The sequence below is a fragment of the Flavobacterium flavigenum genome (assembly GCF_027111255.2).
Lineage (GTDB): Bacteria > Bacteroidota > Bacteroidia > Flavobacteriales > Flavobacteriaceae > Flavobacterium > Flavobacterium flavigenum.
In genome coordinates this window covers 4643097-4667576 of the sequence record NZ_CP114285.2, presented here as the reverse complement: position 1 = coordinate 4667576, position 24480 = coordinate 4643097, and the positions used below count along the sequence as shown (strand labels likewise).

19 protein-coding genes are annotated in these 24480 nt (G+C 33.8%); 16 read left to right on the top strand and 3 right to left on the bottom strand.

Annotation, left to right across the window (positions count from 1 at the left end; genetic code table 11):
* The first annotated feature begins 110 nt into the window (after positions 1-110).
* The 6 genes from OZP09_RS19360 to OZP09_RS19335 all read left to right on the top strand — a co-directional run bounded on the left by OZP09_RS19360 (position 111) and on the right by OZP09_RS19335 (position 10424).
* A complete protein-coding gene (locus OZP09_RS19360) occupies positions 111-1172 on the top strand; it encodes a HEAT repeat domain-containing protein (protein WP_269235278.1) in 1062 nt (353 codons plus the stop codon).
* Positions 1169-4969, top strand: coding sequence for a sulfatase-like hydrolase/transferase (locus OZP09_RS19355; protein WP_281309849.1), 3801 nt, complete (start codon positions 1169-1171; stop codon positions 4967-4969). The genes OZP09_RS19360 and OZP09_RS19355 overlap by 4 nt, the downstream gene beginning before the upstream one ends.
* An 87-nt stretch (positions 4970-5056) precedes the next feature.
* Positions 5057-6262: a YaiO family outer membrane beta-barrel protein gene (locus tag OZP09_RS19350; RefSeq protein WP_281309848.1), complete on the top strand. Its 1206-nt coding sequence runs from the start codon at positions 5057-5059 to the stop codon at positions 6260-6262.
* Positions 6263-6439: 177 nt separating this feature from the next.
* Positions 6440-8599, top strand: coding sequence for a glycoside hydrolase family 20 protein (locus OZP09_RS19345; RefSeq protein ID WP_269235272.1), 2160 nt, complete (start codon positions 6440-6442; stop codon positions 8597-8599).
* Between the two features lie 19 nt (positions 8600-8618).
* Positions 8619-8981: a response regulator transcription factor gene (locus OZP09_RS19340; protein WP_269235271.1), complete on the top strand. Its 363-nt coding sequence runs from the start codon at positions 8619-8621 to the stop codon at positions 8979-8981.
* A 96-nt stretch (positions 8982-9077) separates the two neighbouring features.
* A complete protein-coding gene (locus OZP09_RS19335; RefSeq protein ID WP_281309847.1) occupies positions 9078-10424 on the top strand; it encodes a DEAD/DEAH box helicase in 1347 nt (448 codons plus the stop codon).
* A 93-nt stretch (positions 10425-10517) separates the two neighbouring features.
* Here OZP09_RS19335 and OZP09_RS19330 read toward each other — a convergent pair whose 3' ends face one another.
* A complete protein-coding gene (locus OZP09_RS19330; protein WP_269235270.1) occupies positions 10518-11630 on the bottom strand; it encodes a lactonase family protein in 1113 nt (370 codons plus the stop codon).
* 212 nt (positions 11631-11842) lie between these two features.
* Here OZP09_RS19330 and OZP09_RS19325 point away from each other — a divergent pair, with 212 nt between their 5' ends.
* The 4 genes from OZP09_RS19325 (at position 11843) to OZP09_RS19310 (ending at position 16224) form a co-directional block, all read left to right on the top strand.
* On the top strand, positions 11843-13771 hold the full coding sequence (locus OZP09_RS19325) for a vWA domain-containing protein (protein ID WP_269235269.1): 1929 nt from the start codon (positions 11843-11845) through the stop codon (positions 13769-13771).
* 131 nt (positions 13772-13902) lie between these two features.
* The gene (locus OZP09_RS19320; RefSeq protein WP_269235268.1) at positions 13903-15156 is read left to right on the top strand and encodes a dihydroorotase; all 1254 of its coding nucleotides are present in this window, start codon (positions 13903-13905) and stop codon (positions 15154-15156) included.
* A gap of 4 nt (positions 15157-15160) precedes the next feature.
* Complete coding sequence (locus OZP09_RS19315) at positions 15161-15487, top strand: hypothetical protein (protein ID WP_223681573.1); 327 nt, start codon at positions 15161-15163, stop codon at positions 15485-15487.
* A 92-nt stretch (positions 15488-15579) separates the two neighbouring features.
* Complete coding sequence (locus OZP09_RS19310; protein WP_269235267.1) at positions 15580-16224, top strand: alpha/beta hydrolase; 645 nt, start codon at positions 15580-15582, stop codon at positions 16222-16224.
* An 85-nt stretch (positions 16225-16309) separates the two neighbouring features.
* Here OZP09_RS19310 and OZP09_RS19305 read toward each other — a convergent pair whose 3' ends face one another.
* Together OZP09_RS19305 and OZP09_RS19300 are read right to left on the bottom strand one after the other, a co-directional pair.
* The gene (locus tag OZP09_RS19305) at positions 16310-16813 is read right to left on the bottom strand and encodes a hypothetical protein (protein ID WP_269235266.1); all 504 of its coding nucleotides are present in this window, start codon (positions 16811-16813) and stop codon (positions 16310-16312) included.
* Positions 16814-16826: 13 nt separating this feature from the next.
* On the bottom strand, positions 16827-17591 hold the full coding sequence (locus OZP09_RS19300; RefSeq protein ID WP_281309846.1) for an MBL fold metallo-hydrolase: 765 nt from the start codon (positions 17589-17591) through the stop codon (positions 16827-16829).
* A 90-nt stretch (positions 17592-17681) separates the two neighbouring features.
* On the opposite strand from OZP09_RS19300, the gene OZP09_RS19295 reads away from it, so the two are divergent.
* The 6 genes from OZP09_RS19295 to OZP09_RS19270 all read left to right on the top strand — a co-directional run bounded on the left by OZP09_RS19295 (position 17682) and on the right by OZP09_RS19270 (position 24369).
* Entirely contained in the window at positions 17682-19139 is a 1458-nt protein-coding gene (locus OZP09_RS19295; RefSeq protein WP_281309845.1) for a TonB-dependent receptor, read from the top strand.
* Between the two features lie 132 nt (positions 19140-19271).
* Positions 19272-19799: an NADPH-dependent FMN reductase gene (locus tag OZP09_RS19290; RefSeq protein WP_269235265.1), complete on the top strand. Its 528-nt coding sequence runs from the start codon at positions 19272-19274 to the stop codon at positions 19797-19799.
* On the top strand, positions 19799-20779 hold the full coding sequence (locus tag OZP09_RS19285; protein ID WP_269235264.1) for a transglutaminase domain-containing protein: 981 nt from the start codon (positions 19799-19801) through the stop codon (positions 20777-20779). Before OZP09_RS19290 ends, OZP09_RS19285 begins: the two co-directional genes overlap by 1 nt.
* A gap of 81 nt (positions 20780-20860) precedes the next feature.
* Complete coding sequence (pncB, locus tag OZP09_RS19280) at positions 20861-22036, top strand: nicotinate phosphoribosyltransferase (protein ID WP_269235263.1); 1176 nt, start codon at positions 20861-20863, stop codon at positions 22034-22036.
* 162 nt (positions 22037-22198) lie between these two features.
* Complete coding sequence (locus OZP09_RS19275; protein ID WP_269235262.1) at positions 22199-24073, top strand: DNA topoisomerase IV subunit B; 1875 nt, start codon at positions 22199-22201, stop codon at positions 24071-24073.
* An 11-nt stretch (positions 24074-24084) separates the two neighbouring features.
* Positions 24085-24369 carry a DUF1016 N-terminal domain-containing protein gene (locus OZP09_RS19270; RefSeq protein WP_269235261.1) on the top strand — a complete coding sequence of 95 codons (285 nt, stop codon included), beginning with the start codon at positions 24085-24087 and terminating at the stop codon, positions 24367-24369.
* Positions 24370-24480: the final 111 nt, after the last annotated feature.

Genomic DNA, 24480 nt, shown 5'->3' with positions numbered 1-24480 from the left:
TAATTTCAATTTTACAAAAAAGAAAGTTTTTTCTTTGTTTTATACTCTAAAATATTCGTTATCTTTATGTTAGCTCTTAAAGAACCGATTATTTCATAAGTATGTACTAAATGGAAGTATTTATTCATTACTTTATTCGATTTATATTGCCTATACTAATCATTGGTTGTGTACTATTAATCATAGTTTTAATAATCAACAGATACCGCTACGATTCATTTAGCCCCAGATTTGATGCAACAAAAAATGAAATTGATGTCTTTCTGACCAATCTGATTTTTTCTCCTTTTGACGAAAAACTTCACCATTATGAAATAGAGCAATTTAAAAAAGTTATTCCTTTTGAAAAAAACTGGTGCAAAAAATTATTACTTAACGAGATTATTTTTTTGAAAAAAAACTTAAAAGGCGAGGTTACTAATAAATTTCATTACATCTATGAACAATTTGACTTATTTCGATATACCCAAAAACTTTTAAAGAGCCGTCATTTTTACTTAAAATGCCTCGGATTGTTTCAACTTGAATCATTAGACTATAAAAAAGGGAAAATGTACATCACACCTTTATTAAATCACAAAAACAGAGATATAAAATCGAGGGCTTTTTTAGCATTGATTTCATTAAGACCAGATAAACTAGAATCACTGATTGATTTTTCGCATGAGATCACAATTGCAGAAGAAATCAATATCATGGATATTCTCCATCATAAAAAAACAAAAATGCCGGCAAATTTAAAAGAATGGATTGTTGCTGAGAATCCAACTATTGTAAAATTGGGCATTAAACTGATGATATTTTACAACTATGCTAATGAAAATAATAAAATAATAGAATTACTGAATCACACCGATAAAGCGGTTCGTCATGAAGTAATTTTAGCTATTAATTCCTTATACATTGTCGAAGCTGAAACTGAATTAATAAAACATTTCAGTAAAGAAGATACCGAAAATAAGCTTGAAATTTTTAACACACTCGCCAAAATAGGAACAGCAGCATCAGAAAATTTTATTGCCCAGTTATTAGAAACCAAAACTGATGAAAGCATCAAACTGGATGCTGTTTATTGTCTGTATAAAATAAACCCAAACTTTTTTAGCAGTAATTTTTTAGATAATGAAGATGTGCAAAAAATGATTCAACATGTTAAAGCCATTAAAAAATGACAGACGACATCTTATCCTTCTATACGAATTTCATAGGTGCATTTTCAATCACATATATCATCTTTTATAGTATATTGGCAGGATTGTCCTATTATGCAATCAAAAGAAGCCTTAATACCAAACATTTTCTCCCTGACAATGTTATTATAAAATCCAATTACATTCCAGGGGTTTCCATTGTGGCGCCAGCATTCAACGAAGGAGCTACAGTAGTAAATAATGTCAAATCCCTGCTGTCATTAAATTATCCCAAATTTGAAATAATACTTGTCAATGACGGAAGTTCGGATGGTACTTTAGAAAAACTAATTAAAGAATTTGAACTGGTAAAAGTTGATTTCTATTATCAGGAACAGATTAAAACCCACATCGTCAGAGGCCACTATAAATCTACCAATCCGCTTTATCATAAACTTTTGGTAGTGGATAAAGAAAATGCAAAAAGCAAAGCTGATGCGGTTAATGTTGGAATAAATTCTACTCAATATCCATTATTTATCTGTACTGATGTTGATTGCATTTTAAAAAGTGATACAATTATAAAACTAGCCAAACCGTTCATTGAGTCCAAAAAAAGAGTCATTGCAACCGGCGCAGGCATTAGGATTTCAAATTCCTGCGAAGTAAAAAATGGTTTTTTGGTCAAAGTTCATTTCCCAAAAGGCTGGCTGCCCAGGTTTCAGGAACTGGAGTATGTCAGGGCATTTCTCTTTGGCAGGATGGCCTGGAGTAAAGTGAACGGATTACTATTGGTTTCCGGAGCTCTTGGAATGTTCGATAAAGAAATTGCTATTGCTGCCGGTGGTTATTTTCATAAATCTTTAGGCGAAGACATGGAACTGGTAACCCGAATGAGAAAATATATGTACGACCACAAACTGCCTTTTTCGATACAATACATTCCTGAATCACTATGCTGGACAGAAGTTCCTGCTACAAGAGAAGTTTTTATACGCCAGCGCGTACGATGGTCAAGAGGTTTGGTCGAGACATTATTTCTGCATAAAAACATGTTTTTTAATCCAAAATACCAAAGGACAGCTTTTTTAATATTCCCTTATTTTCTCTTTTTTGAATTTCTGATTCCTATTCTGGAAGTAATTGGGGCTATTGTATTAATTTTTTGCTTTATTTTTTTTCATGAAGATTATGTTAATTTTATTTATCTGACGTTAACTGTTTATTTCTTTTACATTATCGTGACTTTTATATCCATCCTTTTGGATGATGTTATTTATAAAAATTATGCCAATGCCAAAGAAATCATTATTTTAGTGCTGATGGCCATTATTGAACCTTTTTGCTACCACCCTATTTGTGTGTATGCTTCACTAAAAGGGTATTATAACTTCTTTAGCCTAAAAGAGCAAAGCTGGGGAAATATGAAGCGGCAAGGTTTTGATAATCCTGTAACAATCAAAGAAAAAGAAAACTTTATACAATATAAAATAAGACAAATGCAAACACACCATTTAAAATACTTATATCTCACCACGTCTTTAGTATTTATTTTTTGGCTATCCAGTTTTGCAGAAACGTATTTAAAAATAGCAAACGGTATTACAATTCCAAACATGTGGCTTGAGATTGGTTATAAATTAGCTAATGATTTTTTATCAGCCATTGCAGTGAGTTTAGTGCTTTTGCCCTTATTCATAATCGTTGGATACACAAATAAAACGTTTGCCATACGCTTTATGACTGTACTTTTTACGCTGGTCGGACTCATACAGTTTGCATTGGTAAAATACAGTTCTACGACACTTGTTAACCTTGGAGCTGACTTGCTGGGATATTCTTTTTCAGACATGTACACCACTGTCACAGCATCAGAATCGCTTTCATTTATGTTCTTTTTGCCGTTCTTTATAATTCCTCTGGTTTACCTGGGAACCAATTTTGCTTTTACCAGATTAGGCAAAGGAAAGATCGTTTTAGCAACAACATTTGCATTATTGATTATTGCTGGAGTTATGAAACTTTTTGTTTCCGGCCTGTCTGATTCTAAGTATGAAAACAAACTTGCCTTTATAACTAAAGATATCATCAGGTTTGAAAGAGATAAAAGTATAGCCGAAAACGTTCAAAGCATTAAATTCAAATCGGAATATCCGATGCTAAAACCATTTAAAGAGACTCCGGACGTTTTAGCACCTTATTTTACTATTACAAATGAAAAACCAAATATTGTCGTTATTGTAGTCGAAGGCCTGGGAGCCGAATTTATTGGCAAAAATGAATATGCAGGCTTTACACCTTACTTAGATTCGATGATTCCTAAATCATTGTATTGGGAAAATTTTTTAAGCAACGGAGGAAGGACTTTTGCTGTACTATCGTCATTATTGGGTTCACTTACTTACGGTCAAAAAGGTTTTTTAGAATTAAATCCTTATCCTAGGCATCTTTCGCTGATAAATGTGTTAAAGGCAAATGGATACACGACATCTTTCTATTCAGGCGATAACGCTAATTTTGATAGAAAAATTAACTTTTTGGATCAAAACGGTATCGACAACACAATAGACAAAAGCAGCTATGGCCCTGAATATATACAGACAAAAGCCAATTCAGGAGGTTTTTCATGGGGGTATCCTGATGCTGAAATTTTCAGAAAAGCACTTATCGAAACTAACAAAATGAAGGTTCCAAGACTGGATATCATACAAACCCTCACCAATCATGAACCTTTTGACTTTCCGGAAAAAAATGCATATCTGAAAAAAATTGACGGCATTATTGATGCGAATGAAAATTTAAAATCACAAAAAGATAATATTAGCTCTTATAAAGATATTTTTGCCTGTCTGAATTACACTGATAATTCCATCAAAAATTATATGGAAGCGTATGCAAAAAGACCTGATTATAAAAATACTATCTTTATAATTACAGGCGACCACCGTTTGATTCCTATTACACAAAAAGACAAATTATGCCGCTTTCATGTACCTTTGTATATATTTAGTCCAATGCTGAAAAAAACTGAATCGTTTAAGTCGGTTTCTTCCCACTGGGATGTAACACCAAGTTTAGTTTCCTTTTTGTTTAATAATTACAAATTCAACAGACTGGATCAAACGGCCTGGATGGGAAAAGGTCTTGATACGGCAAAAGAATTCAGAAACACTCAGGGTATACCTTTAACGCGCAATAAAGGAACAATTGATGATTATGTGTATAAAGAATATTTGTACTCAAGTGGTGAATTGTACAAAATAAAAGACAATTTTGATGTAGAAAGCATCAATGACGATGCCATTTTGAATAAGATTACCAGCGAATTCAATGCTTTTAAACAGCTGAATGCTTATTTGACACAAAAAGACAAAATTATTCCAAAATCTTTGAGTTTAAGCAAAGAACAGGGCGTCGATTTTACTAAAGAAGAGCAAATGGAGATCGACAAACTAACCAAAGGATTAAATCCCGACCAGATGTTTTTCAAAGCAAGGGAATTAGCTTTCAATAAAAAGCACAAAACGGCGATTTTGTTATGTGATTATATATTAAATGAATTACCCAATTATTCAGATGTACGGACTTTAAAAGGCCGGATATTTGGTTGGGACGGTGAATACAAAAAAGCAGAAAATGAGTTACTGATTGTCATCAAAAGAATGCCTTTGTATGATGATGCTTATTTAGCCCTGATGGATGTTTATTGGTGGTCTGATCAGAATAAGAAAGCTATCGAAACAGGTAAATTAGCACTTTCAAACGGTGTAAAAAATCCCGAAATCAAAATAAAGATCGAAAGATCTCAAAAATCAATCAACAATTCAAATACCAAATAAGTCATGGGGAATCTTATAAAAATTGGACATAGAAATTTTCAAATCTATATTTTTCTCATTATAACTTTATTTTCCGCATCGTTTAAGATGACAGGACAAGAAAAAATTTATAGTGGTGACCCTGACGTTTCATTTGCAAAGGCCCGTGATCTGGCTTTTAATAATAGTAGAAAGCAGGCACAGGATACTTTATTGCATATCCTGACTAAATATCCTAATTATCATGATGTTCGCGAATTTTTAGCTTCAACCTATGCCTGGGATGGCGATTATAAAAAAGCAAGAACCGAATTTCAGAAGATTTTGGTAAAAGACCAACACAGGAAAACTACGTGGATAGCAGCCATTAAAAATGAAATATGGGGAGGCTTTCCTTTTCTTGCATTAAAATTATCCCGAAAAGCATTAAAAAAATTCACAAATGATGCTGAAATATTAGACTTGCAGAAAAGCGCACAGGAAAGCACCATGATCCCAACTGCCACTGCCGGTGCTGTACAAACAATATCGAGCGATATCCCGAAGGATTCTATATCTAAAGAATCGGAATCGGATTTGAGAAAAAAAGTGCTAAACAATACTATTGGCGTCACTTCAGAAGTCAATATTTATTCTGATGTATTTGATCCTATGTTTTACAATGCTGTAAAATATGCACGACAAACCAAATATGGAAGTATTATCGGGAGAGTAAACATCGACAGAAGGCTTGGTGAGTACGGAACTCAGTATGAGGTCGATTTATATCCTAAAATTGCCAAAGGAACTTATGCCTATCTGAACTTTGGTATATCCGGTTCTTCTTTATTCCCTGATTATAGATACGGAGCAGAGATTTTCAAATCGCTGCCAAGAAGTTTTGAAATTTCGGCTGGACTCAGAGGTTTGCAATACGATACAACTACCATGATTTATACAGGTTCTGTAACCTGGTATAATGGAAATAATTATTGGTCTTTCCGTCCCTATTTTACTCCGGGTGATAATGGTTTAAGTTCTTCAGGTACTCTAACATACCGAAAATACAGAAGCGATGCTGATAACTACTTTGGCATCAATATCGGAGCTGGAATTTCACCGGAACTTAATCAGAATTACTTTTTTGAAAATGATAACCGAATCGTAAACCTGCAATCGCAAAAACTGAATGTCTCTTATTATTTCTCGACCCATAACAAACAAAATGCCTGGGGCGCACAACTCGGAATCATTCATCAGGAAATCCCTTTTGATCAGGGAAATTATTTCTGGATTTCTACCCTTGCATTGTCCTGGGAAATCCGCTTCAGGTAATTGCATTTGAAAATTAAAGTGAATCATTTATACCTAAATCGTTTGAAGTCAATTTTGTAATAAGAAAGAGAAATCAAGGCTCATCCGGAGCTTCAATATCAATTCTAAAAAATGAAAATCAAACAACACATTATTTTTTACATTGTTGTTTTCCTATCTTTTCTAAACTGCAAAATTATGGCTCAAAACTCCTTACATTTAGCAAATACGAAAGGACAGGAAGTGATTATTGTTTCTTCTGATGAAAATACTCAAAAAGCATCAGTTCTCTTAAAAACCTATCTGGATCAGGCTTTCGATAATCCATTTTTAATTCAGAATGCTAAATCAGAAAACGCTGAGAATTCAAAAATAATTCTTGAAGTTAATCAAGGAAGTATTGGTGAAAATGATTCGTTTATAATCAAAAGCAACGAAAAAAATATTTATCTGATTGGTTCGAATGAAAAAACGTTACGATACGCCATTTATACTTTACTGGAAACATGGGGTTTTAGAAAATACACTGCAAAAGACAGTTTTATTCCGAAGCTTACAGAAGTAACTTTTCCAAAAAACTTCCATAAAACTTATAAACCTTCTTTTGAATACCGGGCTTTATTTTATCCTGATTGCTACGATGAAAATTTTAGGGAATGGCACAAACTGGATTGGCATATCGATGATTTTGGTATTTGGGGACACTCCTTTTACAAATTAGTAAGTGCCAAAGAGTATTCCAAAACAAATCCAGACTTTTTTGCCCTTTATGAAGGTAAGAGAAATACCGGATCATTATGCATGACCAATGATGCTGTAGTCAAAATTGTTTCAAAAAAAATGACGGACATTATAAGTCAAAACCCTAATGCCCGTTTCTTTTCAGTAAGCCAAAACGATGATGTGGTTTATTGTGAATGTGATAAATGCAAAGCTTTAAACGAAAAACATGGGGGACCGCAAGGATCATTATATTATTTCCTGAACAAAATTGCAGCACAATTCCCAAAAACGAAAATTACAACTTTAGCATATCTTCACACTTATCAGGCTCCAAAAAACATAAAAATCAAGCCTAATATTTATACAATTTTTTGTCCAATAGAAATGAATCGCGGTAAAGCTATAGAAGAAACATCAGACAAGAACAGTTTTGTAAATATTCTCAACAAATGGAATACCGCAACAGAAAATTTGTATTTATGGGATTACACCGTTGAGTTTACCAATTATCTTTCCCCTTTTCCAAATTTTCATGCTTTTTCGAAAAACTACAAATTATACAAACAAAATAAGGTCAAAGGACTGTTTGTACAGGGCTATGCTGATATTGCCGGAGATTTATATGAATTACGACAATATCTTCTGGCAAAAATAATTTGGGATACTGATACTGATGCTGAAGCTGTCACGAATGATTTTATAAATGGATTTTATGGCGATGCGGCACCATTTGTTAAGAAATATATTGAATTACTTATTCAAAATCAGGAAAAAAGTGACCGTTATCTCAATATTTATACAAATCCAATAGAAAGCAGAAACACATTTCTATCATCTGAGGCAATGGATCAGTACGATCAGTTAATAAGCCAGGCAGAAATGGTTTCAAAAAACAAACCTGTAATTGTAAAGAGAGTTTTAAAACTGAGACTGGCATTAGAATATGTCTATTTCGAACAGGCGAAATTCTACGGAAAAGAAGCACACGGAATGTTTCAAAAAAATGGAGATTCATTTTCTGTCAAAGATCATCTGGAAAAAAGGGTTCAGAATTTTGTACAAAATTGTACTGATTTCGGAATTTATGAACTTAATGAAGAGGGCTTAAGTCCTGAAGAATATAGTACTCAATGGAACTACATCGCTCAAAACAATGTTGTCGATCATATAGGAGAAAACCTAAAATATGAATTTGTGACAAAACCCGAACCTGAATTCAACCTAAAAAAAGAAAATGGATTACAAGACGGGATAAAAGGTTATAAAGATTTTAATCTGAACTGGACAGGATGGTATGGCCAAAATGCCGAAATAATTATTAATTGCAATAATACAGATTTCAACTCGTTAGAATTTCAATGTCTGGAAGATCAGCGTCACTGGATTTTTCCACCCTCAAAAATTATTATAAAAGGATTCAAAAATCAGAAATGGAAAACTTTAAAGGAGAAAAAAGAATCATATTTAACTGAAAATTATGACTTTACTGTAAAAAAATACAGTTTTAACAGCATTAGTTTCCGTAATTTTGATAGAATCAAAGTCATTATAGTCCCCGAACAAAAATTACCTGCATGGCGCGAAAGAAAAAACAAAAAACCCATGCTGATGATAGATGAAATAATACTCAAATAATAGCCCTAAAGATCAGCTCATGCCAAAAAGGATATTTATTATTGAAGATGATAACATGACCATACAGATATTAAAGTATATCTTTTCTAAAGAAGGGTACGAAGTTATTATTTCAAAAAACGGATTAGATGCTATTGAAAGAATTCCGGAAGAAAAGCCTGATTTGGTTATGACAGATATTTTAATGCCTATGAAATCGGGTCTTGAAGTTATAAAATTCATCAAAGACAACTTCACTAAAACACCTGTTATTGCTTTGTCTTCCCTGGGTGAAGAGGAAGCTACAGTTTTGGACGCTTTTAAATTAGGCGTTGACGATTTTATCGCTAAACCTTTTAGTCCTAACGAATTATTATTTCGGGTAAAAAGATATTTAAAATAACATTTTACCACAAAAGACATAACTAACTCACGATGTTTTTCGTATTTCTCTGTTTCAAAGAGGATTTAATGCTATCTTTGCAAAAAATTAATGCAAATGAGTACTTTCGAAAAATTCAATCTTCCAAAATCATTACAAAAAGCTGTTGACGAATTAGGATTTGTTACACCTACTCCTATTCAGGAAAAATCTTTTTCTGTAATTATGTCCGGCCGAGATATGATGGGAATTGCACAAACCGGAACCGGTAAAACATTTGCTTATTTACTCCCTCTTTTAAAATTATATAAATTCACCAATACCAATACGCCAAAAATCGTAATTCTGGTACCAACCCGCGAATTAGTAGTCCAGGTTGTGGAAGAAGTTGAAAAGTTAACCACCTATATGTCCGTTAAAACTCTGGGGATTTATGGTGGCGTAAACATCAATACTCAAAAAAAAGCGGTTTACGAAGGTGTTGACATTTTAGTGGGAACTCCGGGTCGTACGATGGATTTAGCGCTTGATGCTGTTGTTCGTTTTGATGACACCCAAAAACTGGTTATCGATGAATTTGATGAAATGCTGAATTTAGGCTTCAGACCACAGCTTACTTCGCTTTTAGCTATGATGAAAACCAAACGTCAGAATATCTTGTTCTCTGCAACGATGACAGATGAAGTTGACGATATTTTAAATGATTATTTTGATTTTCCAGAAGAAGTTACTCTTGCTGCTTCAGGAACACCGCTTGAAAAAATTACCCAGATTACCTATAACGTTCCGAATTTCAATACGAAAGTAAATCTGTTAAAACATTTATTGGAGACTAACGAAAGTATGAGCCGTATTTTAGTTTTCGTAAATAACAAAAAGATTTCGGATATGCTTTTCAATCGAATTGATGAGCTTTTTGCAGGGCAATTTGGTGTAATTCATTCTAATAAATCCCAAAATTATCGTTTGAGTACGATGGCCGAATTTCAGGAAGGAAATCTTCGTGGCTTAATAACAACCGACGTTATGGCAAGGGGTCTTGATATTTCTAACATCACACACGTAATTAATTTCGAAATGCCTGAAGAGCCTGAATTGTATATGCACCGAATTGGCCGTACAGGCCGTGCAGATGCAACGGGAACAGCCATTAGTTTTGTTTCTCCAAGAGAAGAAGAATTTAAAATCGAAACTGAACTTTTGATGGATCAGGAGCTTGAAATCACTGATTTGCCTGAAGAAGTTGAAATTTCAGCCAAACTAATCGAGCCTGAAAAAGACAAACAGCCGATTAAGTTTTTGATGAAAAAAGTAAAACTGGAAGGTGACGGGGCTTTTCACGAAAAATCTAAAAAGAACCAAAAAGTCAATCTGGGCGGACCTTCAAAAACAAAAAAGAAAACACATGGTTCTGTTAACAGAAATATGCTGAAGACAAGAAATGAGAAGAAGAAAAAAAAATAACGACAGGTAGTAAATCACAATAAAAAAATTCCAAATTCCAATTAAAGTCTAAAATTGGAATCTGGAATTTTTATTTTTTTGGAATTTGATACACTATATTTTAGTAAAAACCAGTCCAACAGGGGAACATAACTCTATTTTCTTTCCTGTATTCGTAAGCTTTCCTGTAGTTTTATCTCTTTTAAAAACAATTATTTCATTCGTATATTGATGTCCAACCAATAGATAATTCCCCGTTGGATCAATAGCAAAATCCCTTGGGCCTTTTCCTAATGTACTTTGTTGTTCTACCAATTGAATGCTGCCGTTTTTAAGGATTTTATAAACTGAAATATTGTTCGCATCAACACGATCTGTCACATATAGAAATTTTCCATCTGGTGAAATTTTAATTGCGGCTGCGCCTGTACCGCCTTTAAAATTTTTAGCAAGAATACTTGTTTCTGCAATCTTTTTTAAACTTCCGCTTTTGTCATAACTAAAAGTCGTAAGGGTTCCGTCTAATTCCTGAATCAGATAAACAAATTTACCATCTTTGCTAAAAGTCAAATGCCTTGGTCCGCTTCCTGCCTTTACATTTACACTTTCTTTTAATTTTAAAATTTCATGTGCTGCACCAGGATTATATTTATAGATAAAAATTTTATCTAAACCTAAATCACTGGCTAAAACAAACTTTTTATCCGGAGAAAAAGCAACCATATGCATATGCGCTTTTTCCTGACGTGCTTCATTTGGTCCTTTGCCTTCATGCTGGATAAGCTGTTGTCCTTCTGTAATACTTCCGTCAGCATTTTTCTTAAATACGGCAATATTCCCACCGGAATAATTAGCCGTAATTACATTTTTGCTGTCATTAATCAAATGACAGGGATCGGCGCCCAAAGCATCATTCTTATTTATTAATTTTATTGTGCCGGATTTAGAATTATAACTAAAAGCACTTACTGCACTTTGTTTTCCGTTTTCATTTACAGCATAAACAAACTTATTATCTGCCGAAACCGATAAATAACTCGGACTTACAACACCCTCCGAAGATTTTTTTAATTTAAAATCTCCTGAATTAGCATCAAACTCATAAACATAAATTCCTTTGCTTTCGCAGGTATTGGTATAAGTTCCTACCAACAAGTTAAACTTATTTTGAGCTTTTGAAGTGGTCACTACTAAAGCTGAAAATAGTATTAAATACATTTTTTTCATATTGTAAAGTGGTTTTTTGAATTAGCTAAAATAGGTAATAATATCTTTTCCTACAGATTTTTCATTTATAAATGAATTTCTAAAACTTATATTATTCAAATATTTTTTGAATAAAAAATCCTGCTTTGAAAAGCTTTAAACTCTCAACAAATTTGTATTTTTGGCAAGCACATTTGCAAAAATATAACGCAGTGAAATAAATCAAAACCTGAATGCATTTTAAAAATCCCGAAATTCTATACTTTCTGTTCTTATTGATTGTGCCAATTTTGGTTCATTTATTTCAATTACGACGTTTTAAAACTTCCTATTTCACAAATGTCCGGTTTCTAAAAGAACTTGCGGTTCAGACCCGTAAAAGTTCAAAAATCAAAAAAAGGTTATTATTAGCTACACGTTTGTTACTATTGACATGTGCAATTATTGCTTTTGCCCAGCCTTTTTTTGAAGCAAAAGACAGTAAAAATGCCTCAAACGAAATGTACATTGTCCTGGATAATTCATTCAGTATGCAGGCCAAAGGAAAAAAAGGCGAATTATTAAAACGTGCTGTTCAGGAACTGTTGGAAAACACACCAGAAACTGCTAAATTTTCATTACTGACCAACACCGAAAATTTATGGAACACGGATATTAAATCGGCTAAAAGTGCGCTCCAGAATTTAAAATACAGTGCTACTCCATTTGAACTTTCAGCCATAACTGCAAAAATAAAAGCACACAAATCCGTCCATAAAAAGGATATTGTTATTATCACTGATGCTGTTGGTTTACCCGAAAAAGAGGTGAAAAATATTGATTTCGAAGAAAAACCGTATTTTATAATTCCGGAAGCAGAACAAAAAAACAACATTTCTATTGACAGCGTTTTTATCAATCAGACTTTAGAAAATTTCTACGAAATAGGAATCAACTTATCGGCATACGGTGAGGATTTTAAACCTGTTTCGATAGCATTGTACAATCAGAAAAAGCTAATTGCCAAAACAATTATTAACTTTGATGCGAAGAAAAAGAAGGTCAATTTTACAATTCCGAAAGAAGCCTTTCATGGTTATGTGACAATCGAAGACAACGGTCTGGCTTACGACAACAAACTTTTTTTCAGTATCTCGAAAGCTAAAAAGACAAATGTGATCAGTATCGGGGAACCAGAAAAAAACGGCTTTTTATCAAGAATTTATACTCCGGCAGAATTCAATTACAACAATTACCCAATCAGCGCTTTAGATTACAATAGCTTAGAAAAACAAAACACTATAATCCTGAATGAATTAACCGAAATTCCACAGGCTTTGCAGACGACTTTAAAAGCTTTTGTTTCAAAAGGCGGTAATCTGGTTATTATTCCTTCTGAAAAAAGTTCCGTTTCAAATTTAAATACTTTTTTAGGGAATTTTGGAAAAATTCAGATCAACAGTCTAAAAACAGCAAGCAGGCTGATTACGAAAATTAATTTTGATCACCCCTTGTTTTCAGGCGTTTTTGAGAATAAAATCACGAATTTCCAATATCCAAAAACCAATTCTTCTTTTGATATTTCCAGTCCATATCCGGCAGTTTTATCCTATGAAGATCAAAGTCCGTTTGTAACCATGATCCAAAATCCGGTTGCAGGAATTACGGTTTTTTCAGCACCAATAAACAGCACCAATTCTAACTTCCAGCAATCGCCGTTAATTGTTCCCTTATTTTATAAAATGGGGCAAAACAATCAAAAAACAGGCGTAAATGCTTTGACTATTGGCAATAATCAGCCTTATTTTGTGGATGTATTATTGAGCAAAGATGCGATTTTAGAGGTAAAAGGAACGGAAGATTCATTTATTCCGATTCAGCAGATCCTGAACAATAAGGTCAAATTAACTTTCAATGATTTCCCGGACACAGCCGGAAATTACAGTGTTTACGATAAAAAAGAACCAGTCGAAAACCTGAGTTTCAATTACAACCGAAGCGAAAGTGATTTGAATCAGGTAAATACAAACGTAGTTTCAGATTTTAAAACTGCCGATACGATTTCAACTATTTTTAATACACTGCAAACAGAACGAACTGACAGCCAAATTTGGAAATGGTTTGTTATCTTTGCATTGCTGTTTTTAGCATTAGAAATGGCCATCATTAAATTTGTAAAATAGATTTCACTGTCATTTCGACGAAGGAGTAATCACACACGCTGAGAACGAACTATATGAAATTCTGGATGCGATTTCTCCTTCGTCGAAATGACAAAACGGAATCTTTAAGTAAAAAATAAATTTCTCTACATATGAAAATAATCATCAGAAGCGCCAAAATTATCGATTCAAAAAGTCCGTTTCACAACCAGACTGTTGATCTTTTAATTGCAGATGGTTTAATAGAAAAAATAGGAACTTCCATTCTTGACATTGACGACACAACCGAAGTTAAGTTCAACAATTTACACCTTTCCCAAGGCTGGTTTGACAGCAGTGTTTCTTTTGGAGAGCCTGGTTACGAAGACAGGGAAACAATTGCAAACGGATTGAATACTGCAGCAAAAAGCGGATTTACAGCCATTGCTCTTCAACCAAACTCCTATCCTGTAATTGATAATCAATCGCAGGTAAATTTTGTAAAAAACAAAGCAAATGGTTTTGCCACAGAATTATTTCCTATTGGTGCTTTAACGAAAGCCAGCGAAGGAAAAGACATGGCCGAATTATTTGACATGAAAAAATCGGGAGCTATCGCTTTTGGAGATTATAATAAAAGTCTTGGCAATGCCAATCTGCTCAAAATAGCCTTACAATATGTACAAGATTTTGATGGTTTGGTAATCGCCTATTCACAGGATGCCAACATCAAAGGAAACGGAGTGGCAAATGAAGGCATTGTTTCAACAAGACTGGGGTTAAAAGGGATTCCGAATTTAGCCGAAGAATTACAAATCGCCCGAAACTTATTTTTATTGGAATATACAGGTGGTAAACTTCACATTCCAACCATCTCTACTGCAAAATCAGTCGAATTAATTAAAGAAGCTAAAGCAAAAGGCTTAAAGGTAACCTGCAGTGTTTCTGTACATCATTTAGTTTTAACAGATGAAAAACTGGAAGGTTTCGATACCCGCTTTAAAGTTACACCTCCATTACGAAGCGAAGCTGACAGAAAAGTTCTTATAAATGCTGTATTAGACGGAACAATCGACATGATTACTTCAGATCATAACCCGATTGACATTGAATTCAAAAAAATGGAATTTGATACTGCGAAAAATGGAACTATAGGTTTAGAAAGTGCTTTTGGCGCATTATTAACTGTTTTACCTTTAGAAACTGTAATTTTAAAACTAACTTCAAGAAACGTCTTCGGTTTAGAAAATAATACAATCGAAGAAGGCTCAAAAGCTAATTTTACCTTCTTCACTCCAGAAGGAAAATCAACTTTTACGAAAGAAAACATTCTTTCAAAGTCTAAAAATTCTGCTTTTTTAGGAACTGAAATCAAAGGTTCTGTGTACGGAATCTTAAATCAAAATCAACTTGTCATCACAAAATAATAAAATGAATAATTCAGTAGAAGAAGGAAAATCAATTGCTATTACCAGTTATATTCTGATTATTGGTGTCCTGATTGCCATGAGCATGAATTCGGAAAACAAAAACAGTTTTGCTTCTTTTCATATCCGTCAGGCTTTAGGACTATCGATTACTTTTATTTCACTGGCTTTAATTATCAGTCCTTTTGACAGTTTTCTGATTACGTTTCCAATGTGGATCTGCATGTCTGTTTTGTGGACTTACGGAATTTTCAGCGCCATACAAGGACACACAAGACCCGTGCCTCTAGTTGGCGGTTTATATCAGAAATGGTTTAAATCCATTGGATAAAATTCCAAAAAAAAAATCCAAATCCCAAAAGCTTTGTAAAAGTTAGGCTTCTAAGGAAGCTCGTAACTTATAACTCATAACTTTAATTAAGAATGAATTTATCTTTAGAATATAAAATACAAGAGCCAAAAGTAATTTTAGATAAAAATCCGTTATTGCTTTTATTGCACGGATATGGCAGTAACGAAGCCGATTTATTTTCGTTTGCAACAGAACTTCCGGATCATTATTATGTAATTTCTGCAAGGGCTCCTTATGATTTACAGTATGGATCATATGCCTGGTATGCAATCAATTTTGATGCCGACCAGAATAAGTTTTCTAACAACGAACAAGCAAAAATTTCAAGGGATTTAATTGCTAAATTCATTGATGAGTTGACATTAAACTATCCCATTGATGCTAATAATGTAACTTTAATCGGTTTTAGCCAGGGTTCTATTTTAAGTTATTCTGTTGCACTTTCATATCCTGAAAAAATTCAGCGTGTCGTTGCTATGAGCGGTTATTTTAATGATGAAATTATCAAAGAAGGTTACGAGAAAAACGATTTCAAAAATCTGAAAATATTCGCTTCTCACGGAACAGTCGATCAGGTAATTCCAATTGAATGGGCCAGAAAAACGCCTTCTATTTTAGAAAATTTAAATATCCCTGCTACTTATAAGGAATATCCTGTTGGGCATGGCGTGGCGCCTCAGAATTTCTTTGATTTTAAGAATTGGCTGGCTGAATAGTTCAAAACATCTTTTTATAAAAAATCCGATACAATAACTTGCATCGGATTTTTTTTATAATTGTAAAACAGGATTAAAAAAAATCCTATTTTTGATATAACCAGGTTTGATTTACTTCAAAAGTTATGTTTTCCTTATCGTCAACAAAGTATTTCAACAATACCTCTCCCCACAATTCGCCATTACTGTAATCAGCAATAATCCACCTGTGATTTAATATTTTTACTTTATTGATAATAAATTTATTAGGTCCAATTTTATCTTGCCCTGTGTAAGGATTTCCGTTTGGATTAGCATTTAAGTCCAATAATTTTTCGGTTACCGCCGGAATCAGCTTTTCATATAAAATTACCTTTCCGCCAGAAGCGCTGTTATCAAAATAATTTTGGGCATTTTCATTGTTTTCTAATGAAAAATAGTTGGATTCAGCTAGTTTTGTTGAAACCAGATTGATGCTGTCTCTAAGCTTTTTCGTCGTTTTATCATATCGTTCCTTTTCAAATTTTACTTCTCTGCTGTAAAACATATAAGTAAAAATATTCATTAGAATTGCTAATAAAAAAAGATAAAGCATTAAGGATTTCTTCATTTTGTAGGTATAATTAAATTGTAATTTCTAAATTGTCATAAGCCAGGAAAACATTTTCAGGGAGCTGTTTCTGAACTTCTTCATGAAATCCCAAAACATGGCTAATGTGGGTTAAATAAGCTTTTTCAGGTTTCACTAAATTGATAAAATCAAGTGCTTCCTGCAAATTAAAATGCGTATCATGAGGTTCTACGCGAAGTGCATTCACAACCAGCACTTTCAGGTTTTTTAATTTTTCAGTTTCCGTTTTGTCAATGGTTTTTACATCTGTCAAATAAGCAAAGTCATCGATTCTGTACCCAAAAACCTGCAAATCACCATGCATAACATTTATCGGGACAGCCATTTTATCTCCAATAGCAAAAGGCTTGTTATTGATTACTTCAATCGTTTTTACACTTGGTGCGCCTGGATATTTATTGACTGTTTCAAAAACATAATCAAAACGCTTTTTTAAATTATCAATCACTCGTTTGTGGGCATAAACGGGAATTTCCCCCTGCCTGAAATTATAAGGCCGAATATCATCTAAACCCGCCGTATGATCAGCATGCTCATGTGTAAATAAAATGGCATCAAGTTTTCGACAGCCGCAGGAAAGCATTTGCTGCCTGAAATCAGGTCCGCAATCCACTACATAAGAATGCTCGTCCCATGTGATCCAAATCGACACACGAAGTCTTTTATCCTTAGCGTCTAAACTCTTGCAAACAGGGTGATCAATCCCAATAATGGGAATACCTTGAGAAGTACCGGTACCTAAAAAATAAATCTTCAATTGAACTTTTTTTTTTACAAAAATAGGGATTATTTCTCTTTCATTAGAACGCTAATTTACTAACTTTGTAACAAATCTATTCAAAATAAAATGGGCACAGAAATAAAACTCAAAGGTGACAAGGTCATCGCTCAGATTCCTTCTATAAAAGACAAAGCATTACGTATTAATTTAAATGAAAATATTTACGGAACTTTTGCAGAAATTGGTGCCGGACAGGAAACTGTAAGACATTTTTTCAGATCCGGAGGTTCATCAGGAACAATTGCAAAAGCAATGTCTGCCTATGATAAAGATTTTAGTGACGCGGTTTATGGTACCGAAAGTGATGGACGATATGTAACCGAAAACCGACTCAAAAAAATGTTAACCTTTGAAGGTGAACTAATTGAAGAACGTCTGAGTAGAGAAAAACACCCCAATAAACTTTTTTTTAGTTACGCCAATACTGTTGCCACGATAGATTTTGCCAAGCAGTTTAAAGGTCATGGCTGGGTCGGAATCCGATACCAGATTGAACCTGATGAAGCTTATAACGAAATTATCCTTCACATTCGTTTTAAAGAAACAGATGCCCGATTACAGCAGGAAACATTAGGAATTTTAGGTGTTAACCTGATTTATGGTGCTTTTTACACCTATAACGATCCTAAAAAATTACTTAGACATTTATACGATCACTTAGACAAAGATCAGTTAGAGATCGATACGATTAATTTCTCAGGACCTCGTTTTGCAGATGTTGACAATCGTCTGATGAGCTTGCAACTGGTTAAAAACGGCATGACTGATGCTGTAATGTTCAATCCGGAAGGAAAAAATATTTTACCTGCAGCGATTTTATACAAGAAAAACCTTCTTGCTTTCAGAGGAAGTTTCCGCCCTGTTACCAATGTAAATGTAGACATGTACAGGAAATCTTTAAAAATGTTTCTGGAAGAGAATAAGGTTGAAAAAGAAAATACTTTAGTAGTTTTTGAAATTACGCTTTCAAATTTACGTTCAGACGGAGAAATTGATGAGCGTGATTTTATGGACAGGGCCGAATTGCTTTGTTCATTAGGGCAAACTGTTATGATTTCTAATTTCCAGGAATATTATAAAGTGGTTGAATATTTCTCTAATTACACCAAAGCCCGTATGGGACTTGCAATGGGTGTAAATAATTTAGTCGATATCTTTGACGAGAAATACTACCGCCATTTAAGCGGCGGAATACTTGAAGCTTTTGGAAAATTATTCTATCGTGATATGAAAGTGTTTTTATATCCAATGTTGGGTGAAAATGGAGAAATTATTACTTCAGAAAATCTAAAAGTACATCCAAGAATGAAAGAATTGTATAAATTCTTTAAATTCAACGGAAAAGTAGTTGATATTGTAGACTACAACCCAGATATTTTAAATGTATTTTCCCGTGAAGTATTGAAAATGATTGGTCAGGGAAAACCTGGCTGGGAACCAATGCTTCCTTCCGGAGTTGCCGAAATCATAAAAGAACATCATCTTTTTGGCTATCACCCTGAAAAACAATTAGAACAGAATTAATTTCACTGTATTCAAAATCATAAAAGTCCAAAAAGAATCATTCATTTTGGACTTTTTTTTGTAAAATTTATTTCAATTTACTGCGTTTTTAATTGTAACTTAATTTTAGTATTTTTAATTAAAAAACAAACCATGAAAATTATAGCCTTTGCAGGAAGTAACAGCCAACAGTCCATCAATAAACATCTAGCTGCTTATGCCGCAAATCAGTTTGAAAATGCAGAAATAGAAATTTTAGATCTGAATGATTTTGAAATGCCTTTATTCAGCGTTGATTTAGAAAAAGAAATAGGACAGCACGAAACCGCAAAATCATTTCTTAAAAAAATAGAAAGTGCTGATATACTAGTGGTTTCTTTGGCTGAAAATAACGGAAATTATTCAGCTGCCTTTAAAAATGTATTTGACTGGAGTTCCAGGATTATAAAAGATGTGTTCCAGCAAAAACCAATGCTATTAATGGCGACTTCACCTGGGGCGAGAGGCGGTGCTTCTGTTTTAGAAATTGCAAAAACTGCATTTCCAAGATATGGCGCTCAGATAAAAGCCCTATTTTCATTACCTTCATTCAATGCTAATTTTGATTTGGAAAAAGATGAAATTTCAAATCCGGAATTTGATAATGAACTCAAAACTATTGTAAAAAACAGTTTTAATTAATGAAATTCAAACAATTTGTTTTTGCATTTATATTTTTAAATGTAATTACACTTCATCTCTCCTACTCTCAAAAACTGAATGCTATAGACGGGATTGTCCTGAAATATCCTAAAAGTTTTGACAGCACCGAAGAATTAGCTCAAAAAATCGACAAGGATTTCAACTCAGATTATGATAAGGCAAGAGCCATTTACAGCTGGATAGCATTTAACATAAAATATGATTATGATGCTTTTTTAAACCCTCCTGGATCAATGCGTTTTTCTTATCGGAATGAAGCAGAAAAGCAAAAGAAAATACAAGAGTTTAACAACCAAATACTTCAAAAGGCTTTCAAATCGAAAAAAGCAGTCTGCGAAGGTTTTACCCTTTTATTTCAGCATTTGACTGGATTAGTTGGAATTAAATCAGAAATTATCAAAGGAGATTCAAAGACAAGACTCGCAGATATTGGCAGAAAGAGCACTTCTTCCAATCATGCATGGAACATCGTTTTAATTGATGGAAAATGGAGATTAGTTGACGTTACCTGGGGACAAGGTTATTATGACAGCAGTAAGGGCAGAATGGTAAAAGATTTTGATCCGGCCTATTTTGATACAGAACCGGATTACTTTTTTGCAAAACATTTTCCTGATTCAGGTACTTTTCTTGGGAAGAAATTAAACAAAGAGGACTTTCTAAATGGTCCTTTAATTTACAACAAAACAATCGAAGGAGACAATAAAATAATAACTCCTGAATCCGGAATCCTTGAGGTCAATAATGGTGATAAAATAACTTTTTTGATCAAAAACATTTCAAAGTCAGATACGCTTTATTACCTCAATAAAAAGAACCAGCCTGTCAGGATAACAAACTCAAAAGAGAAAAGAAACGGTTTAGAATTTCAGGTTACTTTTGATAATACTATCGGAAATTATATTACATTTTATCTGGATACAAATAGCATTGCTTCTTTTAAAGTAATTCAAAAATAATTATCGCTAACCAGATTCTTTCTTATTTTACTGAATTGTCGTAACTTAGTAGTTATTGCTAAAATAGCAATGACCTGAATTATGGAAACAACTTTTTTGAAATCGATCTTAGATAATGATTTCTATAAATTTACGATGCAGCACGCTGTAATCAGGCTTTTTCCAAAAGCCAGGGTACGCTATGGTTTTATCAATCGGGGGAAACATATTTTCCCGCCAGGTTTTTCGGATTTGCTTCGAAAATCGGTTGACGCAATGGCAGACCTGAGATTAACCAAAGACGAAAAGAATTATTTATCACACTACTGTCCATATCTCGACCCTATTTATTTAGATTTTCTTCAAGGATATAGCTACGATCCATCTGAAGTGCACATTATTCAGGAAGGCTCAGAAATCAAAGTTACTATTGAAGGCTATTGGTATCGTACTATTTTATGGGAAGTGCCATTGATGGCTTTAATTTCTGAACTCTTTTATAAATCAAATCTTTTAATACGTTTAAATGACGACGCCATAAAAGAACTGACTAAAAACAAAATTGACAATTACAATAATCTTGGTGTTTCTGTTTTGGAATTTGGCACCAGACGCCGTCATTCTTACGATGTGCATCATTTAATAAATGAAACACTCAGAACTTACGGTTCCGGAAGCTTCCTGGGAACCAGTAATGTACATTTTGCAATGATCAACAACCGCAGACCTTTAGGTACCCACGCACACGAATGGTTTATGTTTCATGCTGCACAGTACGGTTTTAAAATGGCTAATTCGATCAGCCTGGAACACTGGACTCAGGTTTACGGAGGCGACCTTGGAATCGCTTTGACAGATACCTACACAACAAACATATTTTTTAGTCAATTCGATAAAAAATATTCCAAACTTTTTGATGGTGTACGACATGATAGCGGCGATCCGATAGAATTTGCTCAAAAAGTAATTTCACATTATACCAAAATGGGCATTGATCCAAAATCGAAAGCGATTGTTTTCTCCGATTCGTTAAATTTCGAAAAGGTAAAAAGAATCGTCGATTTCTGTCAAGACAAAATAAAAATGTCATTCGGAATTGGAACCAATTTCACTAATGACGTTGGACTTCCTGCAATGAATATGGTTATAAAATTAACAGATACGAAACCTGATAATACACATTGGCAAGGTGTTGTAAAACTCTCTGACGAAAAAAATAAAAACACGGGAACATCTGAAATGATTGATTTAGCCAAACAAGTACTCGGAATCAAGTAGTATTTTTTGCTGAAAAATCAGTTTTTTCATAATTTTATTGGAGTTATTATTTGCAAGTCAATTTAAATAGGTTTTAAACTGTTATTATTCATAACAAATAAGGAATACACTTTTATTTTTTACCGATAAATGGTACATTAGCAAAAAATCCTAAATTCATTTATGCTAGAGCAAAATCAATACAACGAAGATAATATTCGTTCACTCGATTGGAAGGAACATATTCGTATGCGTCCGGGTATGTACATCGGGAAATTAGGGGACGGATCATCGCCTGATGATGGTATTTATATTCTTTTAAAAGAGGTTTTAGACAACTGTATCGATGAATTCGTTATGGGTGCGGGAAAAACTATCGAGGTAAGCATTAAAGACAAAACAGTCTCTGTTCGTGATTACGGACGTGGAATTCCATTGGGTAAAGTGGTCGATGTAGTTTCGAAAATGAATACCGGAGGAAAGTATGATTCTAAAGCTTTCCAGAAATCGGTTGGTCTGAATGGTGTCGGAACAAAAGCGGTAAATGCGCTTTCTAATTATTTCCGTGTAGAATCGGTTCGTGATGACAAACAAAAAGCAGCTGAATTCTCTGCAGGAAATCTGGTTCAGGAAGAAGATGTTATTGACACAACCAAACGTAAAGGAACAAAAGTAACTTTTACACCAGATGAATCGATCTTTAAAAACTATAAATTTCGTTTAGAATACGTGATTAAGATGGTTAAAAACTATTGTTACTTAAACAATGGTTTGACGATTATTTTTAATGGCGAAAAATATATTTCTGAAAACGGTCTTCGTGATTTATTAGAAGAAACCATCAGCGAAGAGGATTTAGAATATCCGATCATTCATTTGAAAGATCATGATATTGAAGTCGCTTTAACACACAGTAAAACGCAATATAGTGAAGAATACCACTCTTTCGTAAACGGACAAAACACAACGCAGGGAGGAACGCACTTAGCGGCTTACCGTGAGGCCGTTGTAAAAACAATTCGTGAGTTTTACAATAAGAATTTCGAAGCATCAGATGTTCGTAAATCAATTGTAAGTGCGATTAGTATTAAAGTGATGGAACCGGTTTTTGAGTCTCAAACCAAAACAAAATTAGGTTCTACCGATATGGGTTCAGACGATGGAACTCCACCGGTTTCTGTACGTACGTTTGTAAACGATTTTATCAAAACCAAATTAGATAATTATTTACACAAAAACCCGCAGACAGCTGAAGCTTTACTGCGTAAAATTCTTCAGGCTGAGCGTGAAAGAAAAGAATTATCCGGAATTAGAAAACTGGCAACAGACCGTGCTAAAAAAGCCAATCTGCATAATAAAAAATTAAGGGACTGCCGTGCGCATTTACCTGATACCAAAAACCCGAGAAACTTAGAAAGTACGCTTTTTATCACCGAGGGTGATTCTGCTTCCGGATCGATTACTAAGTCGCGTGATGTGAATACGCAAGCCGTTTTCAGTTTGCGTGGTAAGCCTCTGAATTCATACGGAATGAGTAAAAAAATCGTGTATGAAAACGAAGAATTCAACTTACTTCAGGCAGCATTGGATATCGAAGATGGCTTAGAAAAACTGCGCTATAACAACATTGTAATCGCAACCGATGCCGATGTCGACGGAATGCACATTCGTTTGCTTTTAATTACGTTCTTTTTACAGTTTTTTCCTGAATTAATCAAAGAAGGACATTTGTATATTTTACAAACGCCGCTTTTCAGGGTTCGAAATAAAAAAGAAACGATTTACTGTTATTCTGAAGAAGAAAGAAAAGAAGCTATCGAAAAACTAAAACCAAAACCGGAAATCACGCGATTTAAAGGTTTGGGGGAGATTTCACCAGATGAGTTTAAAAACTTTATTGGAGATACGATCCGACTTGATCCGGTTATGATGGATAAAAATACTTCGATTGAGCAATTGTTATCTTTCTATATGGGGAAAAACACTCCGGATCGACAGGATTTTATCATCAAGAATCTGAAGGTTGAGATTGATGAATTGGAAGATGCCACTATTTAAAAAACATATTATTGTCAAGCGATCTTCAAAATAAATTTATATTTCAGCAAGTATTTGAGCTATTGCAAAATGCCCGACAACAGGTTTTGCGCACTGTAAACTCAACAATGGTTTATAGTTATTTTGAAATAGGAAAAATTATTGTTGAAGATGAACAAAATGGAAAAGATAGGGCTGAATACGGTAAAAAGCTTTTAAAAGGTTTATCTGAGCAGCTTATACAAGAATTCGGTAAAGTATTTTCTGTAGAAAATCTTGACCGAATGAGAAAATTTTATAAGATATATTCAAATTAGTCGACACTGTCTACGAAATTGGAAAATAAAGATTCGCAGCAACTTACACTTGTAGCTGAAGATCCTTCACCTTTTTCTTTGCCAAAATAAAAGTGAAGCTGTAGTTAAATA